This window comes from Providencia sp. PROV200, from assembly GCF_049901995.1.
GTDB classification, from domain to species: Bacteria; Pseudomonadota; Gammaproteobacteria; order Enterobacterales; family Enterobacteriaceae; genus Providencia; species Providencia rettgeri_E.
Window position 1 is genome coordinate 798,695 of sequence record NZ_CP096307.1, and the last position, 22,260, is coordinate 820,954.

A 22,260-nucleotide genomic window follows, 5' to 3' on the forward strand; every position below is an offset into this window, starting at 1 on the left:
AATAGATTTAAATGGCGATTAGACTGGAGGGAACATGCCATACCAAGTATCTGAAAATAAACAAATGAATTATAAAGGAAAAAAAACTTTCGGATACAAGTATCATTCTGATAAATTTTTTCGAGTACTTCCGATCTCTTTTTTTGTGGGGATGTTGTTATATCCATCGTTAGCAAAATCAGAAGTATATTTTAATCCTCGCTTTTTATCTGATGATGTTGAAAATATTGCTGATTTATCTGTATTCGAAAGTGGTCAAGAAGTTCCTGAAGGTTCATATCGTGTTGATGTATATTTGAATGACGGCTATTTATTTATTAAAGATATCAACTTTAAGCTAGATGAAAAGCAGTCTAAATTAACCCCTTGTTTCACAAAAAGCGACTTAACTAGAATGGGGGTAAATGTCATATCATTACCCGGCCAAGAGGTAGGGAAAGAAAAAACAAAAGAAGGAGAGGAAGGGTCTCTGGATAGCTGTAAATTACTTTCAGAGATAATTACTGATTCAACATCAACATTTGATGTTGGTTTACAGCGTCTTAGCCTGACTATTCCACAAATATATTTAGCAGATACTGCTCGAGGTTATATTTCACCTGACCTATGGGATCAAGGTATTCCCGCGGGCATTATTAATTACAGTTTGACTGGAAATCAGTCACGCATGCAATCTGGTGAAAACCGGAGCTATACCTATCTTAACTTACAAAGTGGAATTAACTTAGGGGCTTGGCGCTTACGTGATAACTCCACGTGGACTCACACAACAGGCTCTAATAGAAATGAAACCAAATGGGAGCATATCAATACTTTTTTAGAAAGAGGTATTAACCAAATACGCTCGCGTTTAGTCATTGGTGATAGCTATACAGAAGGTTCGATATTCGACAGCTTTAACTTCAGGGGGATCCAACTTTCCTCTGATAGTAATATGTTACCTGATAGTCAAAGAGGATTTGCGCCTGTCATTCGTGGGACGGCTCGGGGAACTGCAGACGTGACTATCAAGCAAAATGGGTATGAAGTTTACCGTAATACATTCCCACCAGGTCCTTTTATCATAGATGACCTCTACGCAAACGGGAATAGTGGTGACTTACACGTCACTATTACAGAAGCTGACGGTAGTACACAAAGCTTTGTTGTACCATTCTCAACAGTCCCTTTATTACAGCGTGAAGGACATTCTGAATACAGTATAACGGCTGGTGAATATCGCTCAGGAAGTAGTTTTCAAAAGAAACAAAATTTCTTCCAAGGTACATTAATGCGTGGATTGTCATACGGTTGGACTATGTATGGTGGTGGACAATTAGCTGATCGTTATCGTTCAGTCAATCTAGGTTTGGGGAAGAATATTGGTGTATTAGGTGCATTGTCACTCGATATTACACAAGCTAACGCTAAGTTACCTGACGATAGTAACCATCAGGGACAATCAGTGCGCTTTCTATATAGTAAGTCCATGAACTCAACAGGAACGACTTTCCAACTTGCTGGGTACCGTTATTCGACGAAAGGTTTCTATACATTTGCAGATACCACGTACAAAAGAATGCAAGGTTACTCTATAGAAACACAGGATGGTACGGTTGAAGTCACTCCGACTTATACCGATTACTTTAATCTTGCTTATAACAAACGTGAAAAGCTGCAATTAAGTATGAGCCAGCAGCTAGGTGATGTCACAACTCTGTACATAACGGGCACCCATGAAAAGTATTGGAACACAAGTCGCGCTGATAAGCAGTTACAGGTAGGTTTGAATACGCTTTTCAAAGGGATCACTTGGGGAATTAACTACAGCTTGTCAAAAAACTCATGGCAAGACGGTAATGATCAGGTAATTGCTTTGAATGCGAATATACCATTGAACCAATGGATGCGCACGGACAGTGATTCTATATGGAAGAATTCAACGGTTAGTTATAACGCTTCACACGACTTCAAAGGAGAGGCTTCTAATACGGCAGGTTTATATGGAACGCTATTAGAAGACAACAATTTAAGTTATAGCGTCCAAGCTGGCTATAAAGGCGGCGGTCAACAGCAGTCTTCTGGGACAGGGTCTACCTCGTTAAACTACCGTGGAACTTACGGAAATAGTAATGTTGGTTACAGTTATAATAAAAATTCGCGGCAATTTTACTATGGGGTAAGTGGCGGTATTTTAGCCCATGAGAATGGTATTACTCTTAGCCAGCCGATGAATGACACTGTTGTATTGATTAAAGCTCCGGGAGCGGACAACGTAAGAATTGAAAATCAAACGGGCGTTAAAACTGACTGGCGTGGTTATGCCGTCTTACCTTATGCAACGGAATACCGTGAAAATCGTATTGCTTTAGATACTAACACACTAGCAAATAACGTGGATCTTGATGAACCGGTAGTGAGTGTTATTCCTACTAAAGGTGCAATTGTACGTGCCAGTTTTAATCCAAAAGTTGGTGTGAAAGTAATTATGACATTGATGCATAAGGGAAAAGCTGTTCCTTTTGGCGCGATTGTTTCATTAAAAGATAACAATAGCAGTAGTATCGTTGCAGATGAAGGACAAGTTTATTTGACTGGATTACCACTATCAGGTCAGTTGACAGTTCGATGGGGAAATGGCGCTGACTCGCAGTGTGAGGTTAATTACGCCTTACCTGAAAACAGTCAGTCAGAGCTACTTAATTCATATCAAACCGTTTGTCTTTAAAGGAGCTGATTAATGATGAAAAATATAATATATCGTTGTTACCTCATGATATTGATATTCATTTTTTTTGCTTCGAAAAGTTTCGCTGCAGATAGTTCAATTAATATAACGGGGAGCGTTGCAGATAATACATGCGCGGTTTCACCTAGCTCAGATGGCCAAATTGTTGATTTTTTAAATGAAAGCATTAAGTCTTTGAATGCGGTTAATAAAACATCTCTGGCGATCCCTTTTTATATTGAGCTTTTTCCATGTGGTACAGCAGTAACAGGTGTAAAAGTTGGATTTACCGGAATTGCTGATTCGAGTAATACCTCTTTATTAGCATTAGAAAATATTGGAGGTGCTGCATCTGGAGTTGGCATACAAATATTAGATAAAGCGAGAAACCCGCTATCACTCAATGATGATAATCAAAATATACCTTGGACATCATTAACGGCTGGCTCTCGTAATACATTGAACTTTTATGCTCGATTAATGGTAACTGAACTTCCTGTAAATGCAGGTAAAATTCGCGCAACGTCAACATTTACTCTTGAATATCAATAGGATGAGAATGTTATGGTAATAAATAAAAGGATAGTAGCTACCGCATTAACCGTTGCGGGGTTATGTTTATCAACGACATTGAGTTATGCAGCGGACGTAACAATCAATATTTACGGTCAGGTAAAAACAGTGCCTTGTACTGTCGTAACTGCGAATAAGAATGTGGATTTAAATGATCTCAGCACTTTTGACTTCATTAACGCGGGATCAACATCTAAATGGCACCCTATTGAGTTAGAGTTGATTAATTGTCCTACAGGTTCTTCTAACGTAACAGCTAGATTTACAGGGGTATCCGATATTACGGGATACTATAGAAACCAAGGAACAGCACAAAACATCCAGTTGCAACTGCAGGATGATTCAGGCAGAGACCTCAATAATGGTACCCAAGCTGTCATGCAAATTAATAGCAGTACTGCTTCAGCAAATTTTCCTCTGAAAGTTAGAGCGATATCGGTTAACGGAGGAACGACACAGGGAAGTATACAAGCAGCTATTGATGTTACTTATACATACCAGTGAGCTATATTATGAATATAAATAAAATTTTAAAATTATTTTTTTTTAATACTGTTATCTATTTTTTAGGTATTACAACAGCATATTCATTTACATGCATGGATAAACGTAATGTTTTAAGTTATAAAAATTCACCTGCCACAGCGAATGTGTATGTTGATCTGCAACCTAGACTCGAAGCGGGTCAAAACTTAGTTGTTGACCTTTCTCAATCGATTACGTGTTGGAACGATAACCCAAACTATAGGCGTGACATGGTGAGCGTAATGCAAGGTTCAGCATACGGGAATGTTCTCGCTAATTTTAGGGGGACTTTGAATTACTATGGTCTATCCTATCCATTTCCATTAAATTCAGCGACGCATTCTGTTGCATTCAGGCAACCAGCAGTTTGGAATGCTAAGCTCTATTTATCACCATTAAATTCAGCCGAAGGTATCGTTCTTAGTCAAGGCACGCATTTTGCGACTTTAGTTATGTACCAAGTTGGGTCTGATATTTCTGGTGGGGGGAATATACAAACTGCGACATTTATATGGAAACTTTATGCGAATAACACCGTGGTTGTTCCTGTCGGTGGATGTGATGTATCTTCGCGTAATCTTAATGTCTATTTGCCAGATTACCCAGGTTCATCAAATATACCGTTATCGGTTTATTGTGGTAAAAATCAAAATGTTTCTTTCTATCTCTCAGGTTCGACTACGTCAAGTAGTTCAATATTTGCTAATACCTATTCAGGTTCAAATGCTGCGAGGGGATTAGGTGTTCAGATTACCCGTTATGGAACGGCACTTTCGGCAAATCAGCGAGTTCGAATGGGGCAAGTTGGACCATCACCTGTTTCTCTTAATTTACAAGCAAAGTATGAAAGAACAACAGGACAAGTCACAGCAGGGCCTGTACAGTCAGTCGTTGGTGTTTCATTTGTTTATGACTAACAATGCCATTTAAATTACCAAGAAAGTATTATTTATATCGATTTGCAATACTTTCTTGGGTAATTTTATATACGACCGCTTAACCTTTTCATCAATATCAATTCTATTTTATCGTTAAAAATAACTTCATTGCTATATCCATATTTCTTGGTTCATATTTCTTGATTAAAACTTTTACTGATAATCCCTTTCCTCTCTACGCTTTTGTTAATAACGATACATTTTTGCTAGCGCAATACGATCAGGATAGTTAATCTGTACCACAATGACTTCTAAACTGTGGGTAAAAATAGCCTTTTTATCTAAACTAACAGTTCAAATTTATCTATTTGTATTAATTAAAAAAGGGTAAACCATGGCAAATTCAGTGGTACGTGTTGCAATCGTTGGCGCAGGTGGACGTATGGGACGCCAGCTAATTCAAGCCGCGCAACAACAGGATGGAATTCAATTAGGTGCTGCGATTGAGCGTGAAGGCTCATCGCTTATCGGGACAGATGCAGGTGAACTCGCTGGTATCGGTAAGTTAGGTATTTCCATTGTTGATTCGCTAAATCAGGTTGTTAATGATTTTGATGTTGTCATTGATTTCACTCGCCCTGAAGGGACTTTACGCTACCTTGCATTTTGTAAAGCAAACCAAAAAGCGATGGTAATTGGAACGACAGGGTTTGATGAGCAAGGTAAGCAAGCTATTGCCGAAGCGGCAAAATCTATTCCTATTGTCTTTGCGGCAAATTTCAGTGTTGGTGTCAATGTGGTGCTGAAATTACTGGAAAAAGCAGCAAAAGTGATGGGGAATTACACTGATATTGAAATTGTTGAGGCTCATCACCGCCATAAAGTGGACGCACCATCAGGTACGGCCCTAGCTATGGGGGAGTCTATTGCTAGCGCTCTGGGGAAAGATTTAAAAGAGTGTGCGGTATATACCCGTGAAGGTTACACCGGGGAGAGAGAACCTGGAACCATTGGTTTTGCAACTATTCGTGCTGGGGATATTGTCGGTGAACATACCGCAATGTTTGCAGATATTGGAGAGCGAGTAGAAATCACCCATAAAGCCTCTAGCCGTATGACCTTTGCAAATGGCGCCATAAAGGCATCTGGTTGGGTTTGCGCTAGAAATAGTGGGTTATATGATATGAAAGATGTGCTTGGGTTGGATGATTTGTAGTTTTTTGTTTTTTATTTTGTATTTTAAATCATTTGGTTGTAGTTTATATTTATTGTTATGATATCGATTTGAATTATTTTCATTCAAATCGATATTAATTCATGTTTTAATGGTTTTTATCTTCAGTTTTGCTCGTTAATTATCCTTTCCTCCTTCTTTTAGCTAGGTTATTATCAATAAACTAGTTATCTTGCTTTGCAACCGTTTACTTATTCGTTTTTACTATGGTTTATACTGCTCACCCAGTTAAAAGCGAGGTAGTTAAGTAAAAAAGTAAGATAAAAGTGAAAAAAATGCATTTTTTTCTAGACAAGACTCCATCTCATCATTAGAATGCGCGCAATTTGCCAAAAATTTGCTTAAAAACTCATTTTGGCATTGATTTAGATCGTGAAATCTGAATTAATATGCAAAAAACGTGATTTATTATTCTCCGGAGGATGTTTTGATTAAGTCAGCTATATTGGTTCTGGAAGACGGAACCCAATTCCACGGGCGTGCTATCGGTGCAGAAGGCGCTGCAGTTGGAGAAGTCGTTTTCAACACGTCGATGACCGGATATCAAGAAATAATTACAGACCCTTCCTATTCCCGCCAAATTGTTACTCTCACTTATCCCCATATTGGTAATGTCGGCACTAATGCTGATGACGAAGAATCCCCAAATGTTCATGCACAAGGCCTAATCATTCGTGACTTACCATTGATTTACAGTAACTTCCGCGGGCAAGAAGGATTATCCGAATATCTAAAACGCCATAACGTCGTGGCGATTGCGGATATCGATACACGTAAATTAACACGTTTACTGAGAGAAAAAGGCGCTCAAAACGGTTGTATCATTGCGGGTGATAACCCTGATGCTGCACTCGCATTGGAAAAAGCGCGTAGTTTTTCAGGTTTGAATGGGTTGGACTTGGCAAAAGAAGTCTGCACTAAAGAGATTTATAATTGGTCCCAAGGTTCATGGACGCTGGAAAATGGCCAGCAGGGCGCGAAAACTGCCGAAGAACTCCCTTTACATGTTGTTGCTTATGACTTCGGTGCGAAGCGTAATATCTTACGTATGTTAGTTGACCGCGGTTGCCGTTTAACGGTGGTGCCAGCAACTACCTCAGCAGAAACCGTATTGGCGATGAACCCCGATGGTATTTTCTTATCGAATGGCCCTGGTGACCCAGCGCCTTGTGATTATGCAATCAAGGCAATTGAAACATTCTTAACCACAGAAATCCCAGTATTCGGGATTTGTTTAGGCCACCAATTACTTGCTCTGGCTAGCGGTGCCAATACCATGAAAATGAAGTTTGGCCATCATGGTGCTAACCATCCAGTTAAAGATTTAGACAAAGATGTGGTGATGATCACGGCGCAAAACCATGGTTTTGCGGTTGATGAATCGACACTTCCCGACACCCTGCGCGTGACGCATAAGTCACTCTTTGATGGAACATTGCAAGGTATTCACCGTACGGATAAACCCGCATTTAGTTTTCAAGGCCACCCAGAAGCAAGCTCAGGGCCACATGATGCGGCAAATTTATTCGACCATTTCATTGAATTAATTAATGAATACCGTCAAAACACCCCTCGTCAAAACGCACAATAATCGGGAGCAAGAAAAATGGCAAAACGTACTGATATAAAAAGCATTCTGATTTTAGGTGCCGGCCCGATTGTGATTGGTCAAGCATGTGAATTTGACTACTCAGGTGCTCAAGCGTGTAAAGCACTGCGTGAAGAAGGTTACCGCGTAATCTTAGTTAACTCGAACCCCGCGACCATTATGACTGACCCAGAAATGGCGGATGCAACTTACATCGAGCCGATTCACTGGGAAGTTGTGCGTAAAATTATTGAAAAAGAGCGCCCAGATGCAGTGCTACCGACCATGGGTGGCCAAACAGCATTAAACTGTGCGCTTGAATTAGAACGTAAAGGTGTTTTAGCTGAGTTTGGCGTGACCATGATTGGGGCGACTGCTGATGCAATCGATAAAGCAGAAGATCGCCAACGTTTTGATAAAGCAATGAAAAAAATCGGCTTGGGCACTGCACGCTCAGGTATCGCACATAATATGGAAGAAGCATTTGCTGTTGCCGATGCGGTAGGTTTTCCCTGTATTATTCGCCCATCATTTACGATGGGAGGTACGGGTGGCGGTATTGCCTATAACCGTGAAGAGTTTGAAGAAATCTGTACTCGCGGTTTAGATTTATCTCCCACTAATGAATTATTGATTGATGAGTCGCTGATTGGTTGGAAAGAATACGAAATGGAAGTTGTCCGCGATAAAAAAGACAACTGTATTATCGTTTGTTCCATTGAAAACTTCGATGCCATGGGGATCCATACGGGTGACTCTATCACCGTCGCGCCAGCTCAAACATTGACCGATAAAGAATACCAAATCATGCGTGATGCATCGATGGCCGTATTACGTGAAATCGGCGTTGAAACAGGTGGCTCTAACGTTCAATTCGCGGTAAACCCTAAAGATGGGCGCTTAATTGTTATTGAAATGAACCCGCGAGTTTCACGTTCATCGGCATTAGCATCGAAAGCCACGGGTTTCCCAATTGCTAAAATTGCAGCGAAACTGGCTGTCGGTTATACCCTTGATGAGCTGATGAATGACATCACTGGTGGCCGTACCCCTGCCTCATTCGAACCTTCCATTGACTACGTTGTGACAAAAATTCCGCGCTTTAACTTTGAAAAATTTGCGGGCACGAATGACCGACTCACAACGCAAATGAAATCGGTTGGCGAAGTGATGGCGATTGGCCGCACATTTCAAGAATCGATGCAAAAAGCATTACGCGGTTTAGAAGTTGGCGCGACAGGGTTCGACCCGAAAGTGGCTCAAGAGGATCCTGAGGCACTGACTCGTATTCGTCGTGAATTAAAAGATGCAGGCGCAGAGCGAATTTGGTTTATTGCAGATGCTTTCCGTGCAGGCTTATCTGTCGATGGTGTTTTCAATCTAACCAATATTGACCGCTGGTTCTTAGTGCAGATTGAGGAGCTAGTCCGCTTAGAAGAAAAAGTGGCTGAGCTCGGTATTAATGGGCTGACAAAAGATTTCCTACGTACTTTAAAACGTAAAGGTTTTGCCGACGCGCGTTTAGCGACTTTAGTCGGTGTTTCTGACGCTGAGTTACGTAAACTACGCCAAGGTTATGGTCTGCACCCAGTCTATAAACGTGTTGATACCTGCGCGGCCGAGTTCGCTACTGACACCGCTTATATGTATTCCACATATGAAGAAGAGTGTGAATCAAACCCAAATAATGCCAAACCAAAAGTGATGGTGTTAGGTGGTGGGCCAAACCGAATCGGGCAAGGGATTGAATTCGACTATTGCTGCGTGCACGCATCTTTAGCGTTACGTGAAGATGGCTATGAAACCATTATGGTGAACTGTAATCCAGAAACGGTTTCAACGGACTACGATACTTCAGACCGCCTCTATTTCGAACCTGTCACCCTTGAAGATGTGTTAGAAATTGTGCGTATCGAGCAGCCAAAAGGTGTGATTGTGCAATATGGTGGCCAAACACCATTAAAATTAGCGAGAGCATTGGAAGCCGCAGGGGTTCCAATCATTGGAACGAGCCCAGATGCCATCGACCGTGCAGAAGATCGTGAACGTTTCCAGCAAGCCGTCAACCGTTTGAACTTGAAACAACCACAGAACGCAACTGTCACAGCGATTGAGCAAGCCATTGAAAAAGCAGCTATTATTGGCTATCCACTGGTGGTTCGCCCATCTTATGTACTAGGTGGCCGAGCAATGGAAATTGTATATGACGAAATCGATTTACGTCGCTATTTCCAAACTGCGGTAAGTGTCTCTAACGATGCGCCAGTGCTCCTTGACCGCTTTTTAGACGATGCCATTGAAGTTGACGTGGATGCGATTTGTGACGGTGAGATGGTGCTGATTGGTGGTATCATGGAGCACATTGAGCAAGCTGGCGTACACTCTGGTGACTCCGCATGTTCACTCCCTGCTTATACACTTAGCCAAGAAATTCAAGATGTAATGCGTGAACAAGTTCGTAACCTTGCCTTCGAGTTACGTGTACGTGGTTTAATGAACGTGCAGTTTGCCGTTAAAAATAATGAAGTTTATTTAATTGAAGTCAATCCACGTGCCGCAAGGACAGTGCCTTTCGTGTCTAAAGCAACCGGTGTGCCATTAGCGAAAGTTGCAGCGCGTGTGATGGTAGGGCAAACCTTGACACAGCAAGGGGTGACGGAAGAAGTTATTCCACCATACTACTCGGTGAAAGAGGTGGTATTGCCATTCAATAAATTCCCTGGCGTTGACCCAATTCTTGGGCCTGAAATGCGTTCAACAGGCGAAGTCATGGGTGTCGGCCGGACATTTGCAGAAGCATTCGCTAAAGCGATGTTAGGTAGCAGCTCGACCATGAAAAAGTCTGGTCGCGCGCTGTTGTCTGTTCGTGAAGGTGATAAAACAAAAGTTGTCGATTTAGCCGCTAAGCTGTTAAAACATGGCTTTGAGCTAGATGCCACTCACGGCACTGCGATTGTTCTAGGAGAGGCTGGTATTAATCCGCGCCTAGTCAATAAGGTTCATGAAGGTCGTCCACATATTCAAGATAGAATTAAGAATGGCGAATACGATTATATCGTGAATACTACAGCAGGGCGCCAAGCCATTGAGGACTCAAAATTAATTCGTCGCAGTGCATTGCGTTATAAAGTCCACTATGACACGACGTTGAATGGTGGGTTTGCCACTACGATGTCGCTTAGTGCAGACCCAACCGATACGGTAATCTCTGTACAAGAAATGCATGCATTGATTAAATAATTATTTAATAAGTAGCTATATAAGCCTCAGTATTCAATCTACTGGGGCTTTTTTATTGCTATTCTATAAAGCCATCTCCTGAAGAGAGGGAAATTGTCTGCTGATATAATGGATAAGATGGAATTTTAATAAAAAGTGCAAAGTGGTGATTGACTCTCACGTAACGTGAGGCACTAACCTTAGTCGCAATTACAGGAGGAACATATGCTATTTCAAGTTGGTGAGATCGCGGAAAAAACAGGATTAACCATCCGTACACTTCATCATTATGAAGAAATTGGCTTATTGGTACCAACTGCAAGAACCGATGCAGGTTATCGGCTTTACAACATGCAATGCATAGAGCGTTTAACGCAAATTCAATTGTTACGGCAAGTTGGAGTCAAACTGAAAAACATCGGTGAATTACTGGATGGTCGGAGTGGAAATATGACGAGTTTGCTGCAAGAGCGAATTGCATTATTAACGGAACAAATGGAGCAAATGGCGACATTACGTAATCGATTAGAGCAATTACACAGGCAAATGCAAACGGGGAATACTTTAACTCAGGCTGATTGGTTTTCTGTATTGGAGATGATGTCGATGTTTGATAAATATTTTACCCCTCAAGAATTGGAACAATTGCCATTATATACGGCGCATACGCTGAAAAACCAAGAGTGGCAACAGCGCGTAGCAACGGTAAGTAAGCTGATGGAACAAGGTGCAACACCTCAATCTACAGAGGTGCAACAAATTGCACATGAATGGATGACAGCGTTAGAAAGAGATACTGGAGGAAACCCTGATTTCTTTGCGCGCTTGAATCAAATTCATTTATCGGATAACACGTTAGCATATTCATCAGGCATTTCTGTCGCAATGATCCAATTTGTTGCAGAGGGTTTTAGTGAATACCAATTATCACTATTTAAACCCCATTTAACCGCGGAACAATTTGCTTTTGTTCAGCAACATTATTTTGCATCAGGACAGGTGTGGCCTGAGTTAATTGCGGGTTTATATAATGCATTAAAAGCCCAAAAATCCCCAGATTCACCTGAAGTGCAACAATTAGCACAAACATGGTTAACGATGTTCAACCAGTTTACTGGGGGAGATCCTGAGCTACAAGAGAGAATTCGGGCTATTTATCGTGAAGATCCCAATATTTCTCAAGGGACATGGATGACTGCAGAAATTGGTCAGTACTTATTTTCTGCTATTAGCAGTTTGATGACGGAATAAACCAAATGGCCGCTAACTCGCGGCCATTACTCGGTTATATTATGATTTTTCTTTGCTACTCGAGAGTGCTTTGCGGTGTTTCCAGTACATTACAATTGAGCCGATTAGGCCACTAACCAGTAAGATAACTGGAATAATCATCAGCGCACTAATCACAATTTGCTCGTGTTCTTTCACAAAAGGAATTTGGTTTAGGGCATACCCTAAGGTGACGATCAAACCAACCCATAACAAACCACTTAACCAGTTAAAAAACTGGAAACGGCGGTGACTTAATTCAGATAACCCAGCAAGCAAAGGTAATATTGTTCTGACAAATGCAAGAAAGCGCCCTATAAGTAGCGCGTATAAACCTTGCTTATTAAACATATTGTTTGCTTTGGTGTGATATTCCTCAGGGATTTGCGCTAACCAGCGCTTCACAACCTGAGTTTCACTTAACCATCGGCCTTGTAGAAAACCTATCCAACACCCTAAGCTTGCAGCGACTGTGAGTAACAATATAGTCGGAATAAAGTGTAAGACCCCTTTAGCAATCAATGCACCTGAAAGGATCAGCAAGGTATCACCAGGTAGGAAAGCAGCGGGTAAAACGCCATTTTCTAAGACAATGACAACAAAAAGTACGGTATAAATAACCCAAAGCACTTCAGGGTTGGAGAGTTTAAGGAAATCGTGGTTCCAAAGTGCAAGTACGATTTCGCGTAGGACTTCCATAATTATTCCTGTATTTGCGTAAAAGCGAATTTCTTATTGCCTATATTACAGGAAAAAAAGAGCCCAAGTTTGATTTGTTTGAAGAATTAATCATTTAGTAGGGTAATTGCAGGAAGCATTTAACATTGCTCCTGCAATTAATAGACTGATTTTTAATTTAAATTCGCTCGAAAGCTAATTGTAAGTCATGGATTAAATCATCAGTGTGCTCTAAACCAATATGCACGCGGAAGAAGGTTCCTTCTTTTGGTGAAAAATCATACTGCCGCATATTGAGTAAATCTTCTTTTTGGTATCCCAAAATCAGCGACTCAAAACCACCCCATGAATAACCCATTTTAAAGTGATTAAAATTATCAAGAAAAGCGGTAAATTGCTCAGTGGTTAAGCGTGATTTTAGTTGGAAAGAGAACAGCCCATTAGAACCTGTAAAATCACGGATAAAGAATTCATGACCTGGAGAATTCTCAAGTGCAGGGTGAAATACTTGTTCAACTTCAGGGCGTTGTTGCAGCCAATTAGCAACTTGTAAACTATTAATTTGATGTTGTTTTAGTCGAGTTGCTAATGTGTGGAGCCCTCGATTAGCCATATAAACGGTATCTGGATCCGCGGTTTGGCCTAGGAGGTATGAATTTTCACGTAATGTTTCAATACAGCGTTGGTTTGCCACCGCAAGGCCAAGCATACCGTCGGAGTGGCCATTGATATATTTAGTTGCTGATTGGATCGACACATCCACATCAAATAATAATGGTTTAAGTAAGACGCCAGCTGCCCAAGTGTTATCAATCATAATCACAATTTCAGGGGATTTGACGCGTATAGCTTTCACTATTGCTGGTAAATCATGAACTTCCATGGTGATAGAGCCGGGGGACTCTAAAAATACAATCCGCGTATTGGGCTGAATTAAATCAGCAATATCCGTTCCGATGAGTGGATCAAAATACGTGGTTTTGACATTTAGCTTAGTAAGGATGTTGTCGCAAAAATTTTGCGTTGGATCATAAGCTGATCCAGTCACCAGGATATGTTCGCCAGCAGAAATAAACGACAAAATGGTATTGGTAATTGCGGCAGCACCTGATGGGTAAAGGACGCATCCAGCACCTGCTTCTAATTCTGTCATCGCTTCTTGAAAAGCGAAATGTGTTTGTGTACCGCGACGCCCATAAAATAGTACGTTATTTGCACGATGGCGAGTTGCATGACGTTTTTCTTCAAGGGTATCAAAAATAATAGAAGAGGCTCGCTGAATAACAGGGTTTACCCCTTTTTGTGTGTATTTGGGGTTCCGCCCAATATGGACTAATTGTGTTTCAGGTTTTATGTCTGCCATGATTTTTCCCTACACAGAATATGAACTGGTTAAACTTAGAGGTAATTTATACTAAGACGTTAAATGATCCTGATAGAAATGTAACTTGAGTATTCTTCAACTTTCAAACTGTAGGTAAATTTTATTTGTAATATTGGGAATGAATATTTAATTGAACCGTGAATTATTAAGGAAAATAACCGCATAGTAGAGAAGGTCATGTTTGTCTAAACGCAAAAAAACATAAAAAAATCGCGAATACTAATGATAATTACTATCAATTCGCGCTGTGTTTGATATCATCAGCACCGTCTTTTTGAAAAGAGACGGACAGCGCGAGTCAAATTTCGCTTTTAAAGGTTAGTCGATGAATGGCACAATCATCGATATGAATTTTTTTATACAACACTAAAAAGAGAGTAAAGGCCAACTGATGCGTAAACTAACAGCTTCTATTCTATTGGCGTTCGGCTTAATGGGTACGGCAGTCGCTGAAACCACACCTGCAACAACACCAGCTGCGTCTCAAGATACACCATCAACACAACCGGCAGTAAATTCAGCTGCACCAACAACTACGACACCAAGTGCTGAAGTTTCATCAGTACCCGCGGAACCTGTACAAGGCGAAGCCGTGAACACAACAGTTGTTAATGAAAACATTGAAATTGCAACAGAAGCACCAACGGGCGGTTTTGACCAAGATTTATCTGTTTGGGGAATGTACCAAGGTGCAGATAATATTGTTAAAACAGTCATGATAGGGCTTGTTATTGCTTCTGTTATTACTTGGGCAATATTTTTCTCAAAAGGTTTGGAAATTTTAGTTGCTCGCCGTCGCTTAAAAGTAGAAGCGAAAGCGATTTCTGAGGCGAAGTCACTTGATGAAGCCGTCAGTATCGCAGAAGGTTTCAAAACAAATAGCATTACGCGTATGTTATTAAACGAAGCCGTTACTGAGCGAGCGTTATCAGCAAATAGCGCTGATTTATCAGGCACAAAAGAGCGCACATCATTCCGCCTAGAAAGGGCAGTCGCTGCGATTAGTCGTTATATGGGCCGTGGTAATGGCTATTTGGCGACTATTGGTGCAATTTCTCCATTCGTCGGTTTATTTGGAACGGTCTGGGGGATCATGAACAGCTTTATCGGGATTGCTCACTCGCAAACGACTAACCTTGCGGTTGTTGCGCCGGGTATTGCAGAAGCGTTATTAGCGACAGCAATCGGTCTTATTGCCGCTATCCCTGCGGTTGTGATTTATAATATTTTTGCTCGCATGATCAACAACTATCGTGGTCAAGTAGGGGATGTCGCTGCTCAGTCTGCGTTGTTGCTGGGGCGTGATCTTGATCTGGCAAATAGCAAAGCAAGGTAATTATTATGGCAATGCGTTTAGGTGACGAACAAGACGATAGCGGTGAAATGCATGAAATTAACGTAACACCTTTTATTGATGTTATGTTGGTTTTATTGATTATCTTTATGGTTGCAGCACCATTGGCAACAGTTGATATTAAAGTCGACTTACCCGCCTCGACAGCGAAGCCGCAGCCACGTCCAGAAAAACCTGTGTTTTTAACGGTAAAATCGGACAGCCAGCTTTTTATCGGTGACCAAGCTGTGACAAAAGAACAGCTTGCTTCCACTCTTGACCAAGCAACAAGTTCTAATAAGGAAACGACAATCTTTTTCCAAGCGGATAAGAGTGTTGACTATGAAACGATGATGGATGTAATGAATGCATTGCGTCAATCAGGGTACTTGAAGATTGGTTTAGTGGGAATGGAAGCAACATCCTCAAAATAAGCTGATTAAGTTCTATAAACGCGTTTTATCATTAAGGGTAAAACGCGTTTTTTATTATCTAACAGTCCTTCAAGTTAAGTTCGTCGCTTTTTACACTCTCTTCGACATTATTTTTAGATAGCTTATCGGGTTTATTTAACTAATTAAATTTCATTTAAAGAATTTTATTCTTATTTGACGCTTTTTATTTGTAGTTTGATAGTGCGAATTGGCTATTGTATTCATTTTTTCACACTATTTCGGATATTTTTATTTGTATTTCTTCTAAATAATGATGAATTATATTAATTTTTATAATCAATAATTCTATGTTTTTCATTTTTTATCGTAGTTGCTTCTATGTAACATGACCTTTTTATTTATCTATATATTAGTTATATTAATTCATCACATTGGTTTTTTTGTTCTAAAATACGAGTTAAATAGCATATAAATTCTAATGATTTTATCAATTACGATGTAATGCGATGGGATACTTAATGAAAAATAAACCATGTTTATAATAAGGACTTATGTAAAACATCATTTTTAATCTATTTGGTATAATACCTTATTAATTTAGTGGTTATTTTATATGGGAACATTAGTCAAAAAGTGATTATTTATCATATATCTGGATTTTTTTACGTAGGGTTTATAGATGAATAAAACATGACTACGTAAATACTATTAATGATTATAATTAAATAATATGTAAGTTTTATTAATGCTCAATATTTTTATTATTTCAGGAAATATATTTTAGGAATTACTTAGTATATTTAATTAATGTTAAATTTATTTTCAAAAATTGAAATAAATTACTTTGTAGAAAGAGTGTGAATAGTTTGTAATATCTTAATAATAGGTTAAATATTTTGCTATCTTTTCCAAGGCTTTTCATTATCCAATTGATTTTAGTGGTTTTTATTGTTTTTTCTGTATCGGGATACGAAAATAAAAAAACACTTGCGCAACAAAAGTGTTGCGCTATAATGCAATCAATAACATTTAGAAACACTTTTAAATACTTTATTATACTGAGTTATCTATTTTTATAATTTACTTAGCTAGGGAATCAATAAGGCCAATGCTAATTTGGGAATAATACAAAGTTAGCGGATATTTAGGTCTTTACATTAAAAATAGATATAATTACTTAACAGGTAACTTAGTGAACGTATTTATACTGTGAGATAAGTGTTATTACTGGAGTCAAATGGGCTGACTACAGACTACGCATAGCAAGCGTCGCCGTAATACGGCAATTTCATATTATACTCTTCTATAGATAAAATAAGACTACACTTCCAGCGCTATCATTGAGATAGCGCTTTTTTTTATTGCTATCTATCTCTTTAAATCTGGTTGTGTTCAAGATCAATCTGCCTCTTGTTTTATGATGAAATAACTTCACGAAAAAAATTATCGGAGTATGATGTTGCCACTTCGCTGTGGGGATCGATATAAATACTTATAACGATAATTATACAACGGCGAGTTTCTCTGCCAAGGTCTGGCGTGAATGAATTGGAAGTAACAATGACTTGGTCTGATTTTAAATCTCGCTATCTCATCGGTTTTTGGAAACCATTACCTGCAGTTATTGCCGCAGGTATCTTATCAACCTATTACTTTGGCTTGACTGGCACGTTTTGGGCAGTTACGGGTGAGTTTACGCGTTGGGGCGGGCACATCATGCAATTATTTGGCGCTGAACCAGAGACATGGGGCTATTTTAAAGTTATTGGTTTCGAAGGTACACCACTGGATCGTATTGATGGTGTGATGATTATTGGCATGTTTGCCGGTTGTTTTGCCGCGGCATTATGGGCCAATAATATTAAATTACGAATGCCTCAGCATAGGATCAGAATTTTTCAAGCTATTTTGGGCGGTATTATCGCTGGATTTGGTGCTCGTTTAGCAATGGGGTGTAATTTAGCCGCATTCTTTACTGGGATCCCTCAATTCTCATTACACGCGTGGTATTTTGCTGTTGCTACTGCGGCAGGGTCATATTTTGGTGCGAAATTCACACTAATGCCAATGTTTCGCATCCCCGTAAAATTGAAAAAAGTTAGCACTGCATCACCATTAACCCAAAATCATGATGCGGCAAAAAGGCGCTTTAAACTGGGAATGGTGATTTTCACATTAGCGCTGGCTTGGGGCTTTTATACTTTATTAGATTCCCCTGTGATGGGCTTCGCCATTTTATGTGGTATCGGCTTCGGGCTATTAATTGAAAGAGCACAAATTTGTTTTACCTCTGCATTTCGTGACTTGTGGATCACCGGACGCACACATATGGCGAAAGCGATTATTACTGGTATGGCAGTCAGTGCGATTGGTATTTTCAGTTATGTCCAGCTAGGTGCAATACCAAAAATTTTATGGGCTGGGCCGAATGCGGTCATTGGTGGGTTACTGTTTGGCTTCGGTATTGTGCTCGCGGGCGGTTGTGAAACAGGCTGGATGTACCGTGCGGTAGAGGGCCAAGTCCATTATTGGTGGGTCGGTTTTGGTAATATTATTGGCGCTACGGTGCTAGCTTATTACTGGGATGATTTAGGCCCTTGGCTAGCGACTGATTTCGACAAAGTTAATCTACTTGAAACCTTTGGGCCAGAGGGTGGATTACTGGTCACTTATGGATTATTAGCGGTGGCATTCGTGTTGATGTTGGTTTGGGAAAAACATTTCTTCCGTAAACGTACTCAAAAAACATCTAATGTATCCGTGGAGGTAGCATGAGTAAGAAAGACATTATCCCTGATTATCGTTTAGATATGGTTGGAGAGCCGTGCCCATATCCCGCAGTCGCGACACTCGAAGCGATGCCATCGTTGAAAAAAGGCGAAATTTTAGAGGTAGTCAGCGATTGCCCGCAATCAATTAATAACATTCCTCTAGATGCGAAAAATTATGGTTATACGGTATTGGATATTCAGCAAGATGGGCCGACTATTCGCTATCTTATCCAAAAATAACGGATACGCGAGATACCCGTTATACTTTGCGCCGCAGCGTTGTTGACTGCACTCACCGCCCCTAGTCACATACTCTTGTATGCTCCTAGGGCTCGGTTCGCTTGTCGCCTAGCTGCAACCCAAATTATTTAGGGTATCTTGGTGATACAATAATCCATATTATGGCTCATTGATTGGCGAGATGAGTTGATATTGCAGCGTTGTTGACTGCACTCACGGCTCCTAGTCACACTGTATGCCGTTAGGGCTCGGTTCGCTTGTCGCCTAGCTGCAACCCAAATTATTTAGGGTATCTTGGTGATACAATAATCCATATTATGGCTCATTGATTGGCGAGATGAGTTGATATTGCAGCGTTGTTGACTGCACTCACGGCTCCTAGTCACACTGTATGCCGTTAGGGCTGAGTTCGCTTATCGCCTAGCTGCAACCCAAATTATGTAGGGTATCTTGGTGATACCCTACATATATTAAAGCGACCTATAAGTTAGGGAACGGAATGCGGAGAGTAGAGGCAATAGTGTGCTTACTCTTCTTGTTCTTGCCAATGAGTAATATCTAGAACCAGTTCGCATTCATCATCCATATAAGCGCCTGTTGGGACAAACCCCAGCTTTTTGTAAAACTCAAATGGACTTTCTTCCCCTTCACCACAGCTGTTATAAAGGCGTGGATAACCTTTTCTTTTTAAATACTGAATGACTTGGACCAATGCTTCTCGGCCAAACCCCAATTTTTGGTAGGGTTCAGCAATCATAAAACGCCAAAGCATAATGCCATCATATTCTAATTCGTCATCATCTAGCCCTGAATGCAGCATGATGAAACCAACAGGAACATCATCCGCGTAAATGCCTCGATACCATGCGCAATCCGAAAATTGGGCCTCTACCATGGAATAGGCGTTATCAGCTACCATATTACGTTGCGCTTCACTCAGTGTATGGCTTAATAGGCAAATCTCAGAAAAATTATCGGCAGTGATTTTTTGCAAGGTAACTTGTGAATTTTCATCCAATTCAGGTTCGATGAGCTCTTTCATAACATTTCCTTCGACAGAATATTGACCATAACCATCAGTGATGGGCTATTTTTATTATTGTTGTTGAACATCATTAAATATTAGAAATTTACGATATGGATATAAATCAACCAGAGATTTCACGACCAGTCAACGACTTAATTGTGGCTATGTAAGCGGGGTCTAAAAAGTGATGGCAACTTACTTAAGTGTCAGTTGCCATTGTGAGAATTATAGAGAATATGAAAAGAAATTTAGTGTTCGGCTTCGCCACCTAATACATCAATCAAGCGAGCGATTAATGCACTGAGCTCACCTGTCATTAAGACGTAATCAGCATCAAATTTTTGAGCGTAGTCTTCTTTAGCGATGTCGTCATTTTGATCTTTTAATGTATCGCTAAATTTGAGGCGCTTCAGGGAACCATCATCAGATAACATGAACTGGATTCGTTCTTCCCAATCTAAGGCCAATTTGGTAACGAGTTTACCTGCTTCAATATGGGTGGCTATTTCATCAGAAATGAGGTCTTGTTTCTTACAGCGGATAATACCACCTTCTTCTAAGATAGCTTTTAGCTCCGCTTCATCCATGACGGCAAAACCTTGTGGTAATGAGCCTGAACGGATCCATTCAGTAAGTGTTAACTCTATAGGATCTTTAAACGTTAGAGGGACAACAGGTAGGGAACCTAAGCTTTTGCGGAGTAAGGCTAAATTATCTTCAGCGCGTTTTGCACTTGCGGCATCAACAATAATTAATTGATTTACTGTATCAATCCAAATGTAGGTTTTACTGAATTTACTGAATGCACGAGGAAGGAGTGAGTGAACGACTTCATCTTTTAGTGAATCTTTTTCCGTTTTCTTCAGCTTACGGCCTTGGTCAGCTTCCAACTTTTCGATTTTATCCTGCAATTCTTGCTTAATTACAGGAGATGGCAGCATTTTTTCTTCTTTTTTAGCACAAATAAGGATTTGATTACCCGCTGCATGCGTCAATGCATCACCACCATTCATGGGAGAAACCCAGCCAGTTTGCATCATATCTTGGCTACCACAAGGGTGATAGGCGAGGGCGGCAAGCTGTTTCTCTAAATCATCTGCGGAGAGTGCCAAATCCCGATTTAGGCGATAGACCAATATATTCTTGAACCACATGAAAAACCTACCTTTGTTGATAAATAGCCAGTTAGAGCAGGGGGCTATGATAGCGAATTGTCTGTTATTAAGCGAAAAAAAATGCGCACTAGTTGAAGGCTGCTATCATTTCATTAGTTAACTATTGATAATGTCCCTCAAAGCAAGCCATGATAGTAATAGAAGCCCTGACATAAAAACTTTAAATAGTAGAGAGCATCATAATGAGAATAGGTATTGACCTTGGTGGAACCAAAATTGAAGTTATTGCATTGGATGACAATGGTAATGTCTTGTTTCGTAAGCGTATTCCAACTCCTCGTGGTGATTATGATGCGACACTTAACGCGATAGCAAGTTTAGTGGCAGATGCAGAAACGGCGACTGGATTATCAGGTAGCGTTGGTGTTGGGATCCCTGGAACTTTGTCTCCAGTGACAGGAAAAGTTAAAAACGCCAATTCCACATGGCTTAATGGTAAACCGTTCGATGTCGATTTAAGTCATTTATTAAACCGTAAAATAAAAATGGCGAATGACGCGAACTGTCTCGCAGTCTCTGAAGCGGTTGATGGTGCGGGAGCGGGAGAGAAAGTCGTTTTTGCCGTGATTATTGGAACTGGATGTGGTGCAGGGATTGCGATAAATGGGCAAGTGCATTCGGGGGGAAATGGTGTTGCAGGGGAATGGGGACATAACCCTTTACCATGGCAAGATGAGCAAGATAGACAATTTCTAGCAGCAGAAAGTTGTTATTGCGGGCTGACGGGGTGTACTGAATTATTTGTCTCAGGCACAGGTTTTATGGCGGATTACGCGAAACTGGCAGGACGTCAAAAAACGGGAATGGAAATCGTTGAATTGGCGCAAAGAGGGGATCAACATGCTGCCATCGCACTCGAAAATTACCTTAATCGCCTCGCAAAAGCTCTCGGACAAGCCATTAATATGCTAGATCCAGATGTCATCGTGTTAGGGGGCGGAATGAGTAACGTTGATTATTTATATGAGGCGTTGCCTGAAAGGATCCGCCAATGGGTATTTGGTGGAGAGTGTGATACACCAATTCGTAAAGCGGTGCATGGTGATTCGAGTGGAGTTCGCGGTGCGGCTTGGTTGTTTTCGTCCTAATTTACGCTGTCGCGGTGTTGGCTTCATTCGGTTACTCGGGTCACATACTTGTGTATGCTCCCCGAGATACCCTCTTTTGCCGCCTAGCGACAGCGTAAATTAGTTAGAAAATAGAGCCAATGGGATGGTAGCGGTGTTGGCTTCATTCGGTTACTCGGGTCACATATTTATGTATG

Annotated in this window: 17 protein-coding genes; 13 read left to right on the forward strand and 4 right to left on the reverse strand. The window is 40.6% G+C overall.

Translation table 11 applies throughout. The annotated features are described in order from the left end of the window. The first annotated feature begins 64 nt into the window (after nt 1-64). From M1E86_RS03420 to M1E86_RS03455, 8 genes are all read left to right on the forward strand, one after another. Nucleotides 65-2,707 (forward strand): fimbrial biogenesis usher protein, encoded by a 2,643-nt coding sequence (locus tag M1E86_RS03420; protein ID WP_426099431.1) that lies wholly within the window; start codon nt 65-67, stop codon nt 2,705-2,707. Between the two features lie 12 nt (nt 2,708-2,719). Then, complete coding sequence (locus M1E86_RS03425; protein ID WP_426099250.1) at nt 2,720-3,259, forward strand: fimbrial protein; 540 nt, start codon at nt 2,720-2,722, stop codon at nt 3,257-3,259. Nucleotides 3,260-3,271: 12 nt separating this feature from the next. Next, nucleotides 3,272-3,784: a fimbrial protein gene (locus tag M1E86_RS03430; protein WP_125891927.1), complete on the forward strand. Its 513-nt coding sequence runs from the start codon at nt 3,272-3,274 to the stop codon at nt 3,782-3,784. 8 nt (nt 3,785-3,792) lie between these two features. Next, the gene (locus tag M1E86_RS03435) at nt 3,793-4,722 is read left to right on the forward strand and encodes a fimbrial protein (RefSeq protein ID WP_125891928.1); all 930 of its coding nucleotides are present in this window, start codon (nt 3,793-3,795) and stop codon (nt 4,720-4,722) included. Between the two features lie 355 nt (nt 4,723-5,077). Continuing rightward, nucleotides 5,078-5,899, forward strand: coding sequence for a 4-hydroxy-tetrahydrodipicolinate reductase (dapB, locus tag M1E86_RS03440; protein ID WP_213912958.1), 822 nt, complete (start codon nt 5,078-5,080; stop codon nt 5,897-5,899). Between the two features lie 445 nt (nt 5,900-6,344). After that, nucleotides 6,345-7,508: a glutamine-hydrolyzing carbamoyl-phosphate synthase small subunit gene (carA, locus tag M1E86_RS03445; protein ID WP_426099251.1), complete on the forward strand. Its 1,164-nt coding sequence runs from the start codon at nt 6,345-6,347 to the stop codon at nt 7,506-7,508. Between the two features lie 15 nt (nt 7,509-7,523). Next, the gene (carB, locus tag M1E86_RS03450; RefSeq protein ID WP_213912957.1) at nt 7,524-10,745 is read left to right on the forward strand and encodes a carbamoyl-phosphate synthase large subunit; all 3,222 of its coding nucleotides are present in this window, start codon (nt 7,524-7,526) and stop codon (nt 10,743-10,745) included. Nucleotides 10,746-10,949: 204 nt separating this feature from the next. Next, nucleotides 10,950-11,975 carry a MerR family transcriptional regulator gene (locus M1E86_RS03455; protein ID WP_213912956.1) on the forward strand — a complete coding sequence of 342 codons (1,026 nt, stop codon included), beginning with the start codon at nt 10,950-10,952 and terminating at the stop codon, nt 11,973-11,975. Nucleotides 11,976-12,014: 39 nt separating this feature from the next. Here the strand turns inward: M1E86_RS03455 and M1E86_RS03460 are convergent, their stop codons facing one another. Both M1E86_RS03460 and metC read right to left on the reverse strand, forming a co-directional pair. Beyond that, nucleotides 12,015-12,692: a DedA family protein gene (locus tag M1E86_RS03460; RefSeq protein WP_213912955.1), complete on the reverse strand. Its 678-nt coding sequence runs from the start codon at nt 12,690-12,692 to the stop codon at nt 12,015-12,017. 157 nt (nt 12,693-12,849) lie between these two features. Further along, nucleotides 12,850-14,034, reverse strand: a complete 1,185-nt coding sequence (gene metC / locus M1E86_RS03465) for a cystathionine beta-lyase (RefSeq protein ID WP_125891934.1) — start codon at nt 14,032-14,034, stop codon at nt 12,850-12,852. A gap of 412 nt (nt 14,035-14,446) precedes the next feature. On the opposite strand from metC, the gene exbB reads away from it, so the two are divergent. The 4 genes from exbB to yedF all read left to right on the forward strand — a co-directional run bounded on the left by exbB (nt 14,447) and on the right by yedF (nt 18,794). After that, nucleotides 14,447-15,391, forward strand: a complete 945-nt coding sequence (gene exbB, locus M1E86_RS03470; protein ID WP_125891935.1) for a tonB-system energizer ExbB — start codon at nt 14,447-14,449, stop codon at nt 15,389-15,391. A 5-nt stretch (nt 15,392-15,396) separates the two neighbouring features. After that, nucleotides 15,397-15,822 carry a TonB system transport protein ExbD gene (gene exbD, locus M1E86_RS03475; RefSeq protein ID WP_102138994.1) on the forward strand — a complete coding sequence of 142 codons (426 nt, stop codon included), beginning with the start codon at nt 15,397-15,399 and terminating at the stop codon, nt 15,820-15,822. A gap of 1,521 nt (nt 15,823-17,343) precedes the next feature. Then, complete coding sequence (gene yedE / locus M1E86_RS03480) at nt 17,344-18,558, forward strand: selenium metabolism membrane protein YedE/FdhT (RefSeq protein WP_213912953.1); 1,215 nt, start codon at nt 17,344-17,346, stop codon at nt 18,556-18,558. Further along, entirely contained in the window at nt 18,555-18,794 is a 240-nt protein-coding gene (yedF, locus tag M1E86_RS03485) for a sulfurtransferase-like selenium metabolism protein YedF (protein ID WP_004914660.1), read from the forward strand. Before yedE ends, yedF begins: the two co-directional genes overlap by 4 nt. 526 nt (nt 18,795-19,320) lie before the next feature. Here the strand turns inward: yedF and M1E86_RS03490 are convergent. After that, nucleotides 19,321-19,836, reverse strand: a complete 516-nt coding sequence (locus tag M1E86_RS03490; protein WP_125891937.1) for a GNAT family N-acetyltransferase — start codon at nt 19,834-19,836, stop codon at nt 19,321-19,323. A 233-nt stretch (nt 19,837-20,069) separates the two neighbouring features. Then, nucleotides 20,070-20,975, reverse strand: a complete 906-nt coding sequence (gene rdgC / locus M1E86_RS03495; protein ID WP_213912952.1) for a recombination-associated protein RdgC — start codon at nt 20,973-20,975, stop codon at nt 20,070-20,072. A 203-nt stretch (nt 20,976-21,178) separates the two neighbouring features. Here rdgC and mak point away from each other — a divergent pair, with 203 nt between their 5' ends. Then, complete coding sequence (gene mak, locus M1E86_RS03500) at nt 21,179-22,084, forward strand: fructokinase (protein ID WP_213912951.1); 906 nt, start codon at nt 21,179-21,181, stop codon at nt 22,082-22,084. Nucleotides 22,085-22,260 lie beyond the last annotated feature (176 nt).

Coding starts and splice junctions, on each gene's coding strand:
- rdgC (WP_213912952.1), bottom strand. CDS start 20,975: ATGTGGTTCAAGAATATATTGGTCTATCGCCTAAATCGGGATTTGGCA.
- yedE (WP_213912953.1), top strand. CDS start 17,344: ATGACTTGGTCTGATTTTAAATCTCGCTATCTCATCGGTTTTTGGAAA.
- exbB (WP_125891935.1), top strand. CDS start 14,447: ATGCGTAAACTAACAGCTTCTATTCTATTGGCGTTCGGCTTAATGGGT.
- M1E86_RS03455 (WP_213912956.1), top strand. CDS start 10,950: ATGCTATTTCAAGTTGGTGAGATCGCGGAAAAAACAGGATTAACCATC.
- M1E86_RS03460 (WP_213912955.1), bottom strand. CDS start 12,692: ATGGAAGTCCTACGCGAAATCGTACTTGCACTTTGGAACCACGATTTC.
- mak (WP_213912951.1), top strand. CDS start 21,179: ATGAGAATAGGTATTGACCTTGGTGGAACCAAAATTGAAGTTATTGCA.
- M1E86_RS03425 (WP_426099250.1), top strand. CDS start 2,720: ATGATGAAAAATATAATATATCGTTGTTACCTCATGATATTGATATTC.
- metC (WP_125891934.1), bottom strand. CDS start 14,034: ATGGCAGACATAAAACCTGAAACACAATTAGTCCATATTGGGCGGAAC.
- M1E86_RS03420 (WP_426099431.1), top strand. CDS start 65: ATGAATTATAAAGGAAAAAAAACTTTCGGATACAAGTATCATTCTGAT.
- carB (WP_213912957.1), top strand. CDS start 7,524: ATGGCAAAACGTACTGATATAAAAAGCATTCTGATTTTAGGTGCCGGC.
- yedF (WP_004914660.1), top strand. CDS start 18,555: ATGAGTAAGAAAGACATTATCCCTGATTATCGTTTAGATATGGTTGGA.
- M1E86_RS03435 (WP_125891928.1), top strand. CDS start 3,793: ATGAATATAAATAAAATTTTAAAATTATTTTTTTTTAATACTGTTATC.
- dapB (WP_213912958.1), top strand. CDS start 5,078: ATGGCAAATTCAGTGGTACGTGTTGCAATCGTTGGCGCAGGTGGACGT.
- M1E86_RS03490 (WP_125891937.1), bottom strand. CDS start 19,836: ATGAAAGAGCTCATCGAACCTGAATTGGATGAAAATTCACAAGTTACC.
- M1E86_RS03430 (WP_125891927.1), top strand. CDS start 3,272: ATGGTAATAAATAAAAGGATAGTAGCTACCGCATTAACCGTTGCGGGG.
- exbD (WP_102138994.1), top strand. CDS start 15,397: ATGGCAATGCGTTTAGGTGACGAACAAGACGATAGCGGTGAAATGCAT.